This is a genomic window from Pseudomonas sp. MF08817 (genome assembly GCF_059862705.1).
This window is the reverse complement of sequence record NZ_JCBCUY010000082.1, coordinates 1-2,930: the sequence shown is the minus strand read 5'-3', so window position 1 is coordinate 2,930 and position 2,930 is coordinate 1. Positions and strand designations below refer to the sequence as shown.

1 protein-coding gene is annotated in these 2,930 nt (G+C 62.8%); it reads left to right on the top strand.

Translation table 11 applies throughout. The annotated features are described in order from the left end of the window. Positions 1-138: 138 nt before the first annotated feature. The coding region (locus tag AC19YR_RS24615) for a hypothetical protein (RefSeq protein WP_500600428.1) at positions 139-2,930 on the top strand (2,792 nt) is incomplete at its 3' end.

Below are 2,930 nucleotides of genomic sequence, written 5' to 3'. Positions count from 1 at the left end.
GCGGGCCAGCCCGCTTCCACAGGGTGGGGCAAGGACCGATACCGTTCATCGCTACTGTCAGATCTGACAGTAGCCAGGCCGCAGGCTGCGGGTATGTGATGGCTTCACCCGCGCATCGAGCCTGAGAAGGAGCCTGTGATGACCACGCCCATTGAACCCACCGACCCCACTGAACCCGAAGACCTCACCGCCCTAGCCCCCCTGATTATTTCGGAGTGGACTTGGCCCATGCCCACTGATGAAGGAGGCGTTCATGGCGGCATTCCCGTTCGCGCCGTAGAAGGCGGGCTCAAGTTTGTTGTCAGCCCGTGGAGCATCATGAACCCGGGGGACCACCTGAGTGTGTTCTGGGGCGACGCCTCGGCGCCCGTGTGGGCCGATTCCATTGCGCCGGGGCAGCAAAACCAACCGGTACACGGCGTGCTCGACCCCTCCAAAATCCTGCCCGGCATCGCCGAACCGGTGTACTACAGCGTCAAGCGCAACGGCTCAAGCGTGTCGCAAGAGTCCGAGCCCAAGCTCAGGCTATTGGTCAAACTCGATCGCCCCGGCGGCCTGCATGACGACAACTCGGTGCCCGGCCCAGGCCTGGCCCCGGGCCACTCACGGCTCGGTTTCAGTATTCCCCAAAAGATCATCGACGAGGGGGTGGACCCCACTGACGCCAACAACGGCGTGCCCATCCGCATCGAGTACCCCGGCATTCGCAAGAACGACCGCGTGGTGTTGTCCTGGGGCAGCCAACGCACAACCGTCGCCGTCACCTCGGCGCAGGCCGCCCAGGGCTGGCTGGATGTGCTGATCGACAAGGCCATGATCGAAGCCGCCGGCGATGGCCAGGTGAGCTTCTCCTACCAGGTCATCGATGTCGTCGATAACTACCCCGACCCACGGGCCCAGTGGTCGCGGGTGGCTTACATCAATGTCGACGTGGCCACGCTGCGCCCCGATGCGCCCCTGGTGGTGAACGCCGACCCGGACACCCGCGTCATCGACCTCGACGAGTTGGGCGAGGACGATGTGTTGGTCGTGGTCAACACCCCTGCGGCCCATTTCAAAAAAGGCGACACCGTGCTGCTGACCTGGCGCGGCATCACCGCCCAGGGCGGGGAAATCATCGTCCGCCCCCTCGAACAGAAAGTGAACCTGGTGGGGCTTGGCTTGAACTTTTTTATCGACAACGCCAAGGTCAAGGCCCTGGCCCAGGGCCGCGCCACGGTGTCCTACGTCATAAAACGCACGGGTATTGAAGACCGGGCATCGCGAGTCGCCAGTGCCAGCATCAAGGGCATCCTCAACGACTTACTGCCCCCCAACGTGCTGCAAGCCCCGGGTGGGGTGCTCAACCCCAACGAACCCTCGGCAACTGTGCACATCCCGTACTACGCAGGCCGCAACAGCAGCGACCTGGTGACCCTGATCTGGGAAGCCCAGAACGGCGGCTCGCTGGAGCGCTACGAACAGCCGCTGGTCGTCGGCGACCTCGACGAAGGCGAGCCTATCGTCCGCAGTGTGGGCCAGGTAGACATCCGTCGTTTCGACGGCTTGAGGGTCAAGGTGTTCTACCGCGTCAACGACGGCGCCAGTAAAATCCGCCTGATCCGCACCTCGCAGATTTTCTGGATGCAAGTGGGCGTTGTCATGCCGCAATTCCCCGCCCCGCGGGTCAGCCACGTCACCCCCGGTACCGACCTGCTCGACCCCGACCAGGTGCCCGCCGCCGGTGTCATCCTGACCGTCCCCTACACCCAAACCTGGGTCGGCGACCAGGTGACCTACATCTGGGACGGCTCAGAAAGTGCCGGCGACATCTCCAATACCATCACCCTCACCGCCGCCACCGCCGGTCAGGAAATCCCCATCCCCGTGTCCAAGCTCTACGTCGAAAACAACCGTAATGGCGTGGTGATGGTGCACTACACCATCCGACGCGGTACCGAACTGCTGGGCGTGTCCCACACCCTGAGCCTGCGGGTGGGCAAGGACCTGATGGACCTGTCGCACCCCACCCTGCGCAACCATGGCGACGGTTCACTGGTCAACGTCAACCCCCTGGATATCCAGCACGAAACCGCGGTGATCGTGCAATACGACGACATGCTGACCACCGACAGGATCAGCCTCAAGTGGTACTACCCAGACTGCACCACCCCCTACATCGCCGATAAAAACGGCCTGGCAGGTAAACGGGTGGAATTTATCATCAGCGCCAACTCCGGCATCGTCCCACCCAGTGTGGGCAAGACCATCCAGGTGCAATACATCGTCACCCGGGGTAGCCAGGAACACACCTCACACTTCCTTACCCTGAACGTGGCCAGCATCGCCCCGGGCGACCTACCGAGCCCGCTTATCAATGGCTTGGGCAACGGCGAACTGCTGAACCTGAACACCTTCCTCGGCAACGCCAAGGCTTCACTGGCCAAATGGCCCCTGAGCAAAACCGGGCAACGGGTGTGGATGACCTGCAGCAGCTCCAGCGCCCTGCCCTTACCCGTATTAAGTGGCTATGCAATCAACTCGACCGAAGCGGCCAATGGCCTGGTGGATAAAGCCGTGTTGCGCAGTTGGTTGGAGGGTTTGAGCAATAACAGCCAGGTCACGATAGGCACCAAGGTGACCTTCAATGGCAGTGCAGATGACGCTCAGGCCCAGGCCTTCCCCACCACCACCTACACCCTGGTCACCCAGGCCCTGGACTTGCCACTGCCGGTACTCATCAACGCCACCGGCACCGGCGCCAACGTCACCTATGCGCCACTGCAAGGCGTAAACGGGGCCAAGGTGCGGGTGAGCTACCCGGACATGAGCACCAGCGACAGCATCCGCCTCGTCATGGCCGGCACACCCGGCGCGGGCAGCCCGACCATCGCCCCTAAACCAGGCGAAACCGACAAGACCGTCGAGTTCGATATCCCCGCCAGCGCCAT